The following is a 901-nucleotide window of genomic DNA, read 5'->3' as shown; positions in this document are numbered from 1 at the left end:
GGCACGCGGCGGTCGCGGCCGTGGCTGCGGATGTTCTTTCTCGGCGCGGCGCTGTGGGTGGCCGCGGTCGTGATCACCTACGCAACGCAAAATGCGAATCTGATCCCGACCCTGGTGCTGCTGGGCAGCTTTCTCGTGCCGGCCACGTTCGTCTCGTGGGCCTTCAGTCATCGCCACTCCGGTGAGGTCACCGCGGAGCTGGTGTTCCGCACGTTCGCCGTCGGTGGCGTGCTCGGGGTGCTGGCTGCTTCCGTGCTGGAGTCCTACTTGCTGCACCCTTCGCCGTTTCTGTTCGTCGGAGTCGGCCTGATCGAGGAGGCGGTCAAGCTCGGGGCCCTGGCGCTCCTGACCCGCCACCTGGCCGAGAAGTCCCCACGGGACGGCCTGGTGCTGGGGGCCGGCGTCGGCTTCGGGTTCGCCGCCTTCGAGTCCGCCGGCTACGCGCTGACGGCCGCCATCACCGAGCACGGACTGTCGCTCACGGACCTGGTCAGCACCGAGCTGCTGCGCGGACTGCTCGCCCCGTTCGGCCACGGCCTGTGGACCGCGATCCTCGGCAGCGTATTGTTTTCGCGCAGCACGCGCGAGCACTTCCTGCTGACCGGCCGCCTGCTGACGGCCTTCGTCGGGGTGTCGCTGCTGCACGCCCTGTGGGACTCGATCAACAGCATCGCCGTACTCGTCACCTTGGTGTTCACCGACCAGCCCTGGCAACAGCGCCTGCTCGAGCAGGGGTACCTCCCCCAGCCCACCGCCACCCAAGTGGAACTGTTCACCGTGTTCACCTGGCTCGGCCAGGCACTCATCGCCCTGGCGGGCATCGTGTGGCTGATCGTCCTGGTCCGCGTCTCACGCGCCGTGCCGTCCCCGGTGCGCGGCTACCGCGTCCCCACCCGGCCGG

1 protein-coding gene is annotated in these 901 nt (G+C 69.3%); it reads left to right on the top strand.

Annotation, left to right across the window (positions count from 1 at the left end; translation table 11 throughout):
- A partial coding sequence (locus IE317_RS44125) for a PrsW family intramembrane metalloprotease (protein WP_308443430.1) occupies positions 1 to 901 on the top strand: 901 nt, incomplete at both ends.

The organism is Amycolatopsis bullii (genome assembly GCF_014654205.1).
GTDB lineage: Bacteria > Actinomycetota > Actinomycetes > Mycobacteriales > Pseudonocardiaceae > Amycolatopsis > Amycolatopsis plumensis.
The sequence above is the reverse complement of the archived record's forward strand: the minus strand, read 5'-3'. Positions and strand labels throughout refer to the sequence as shown.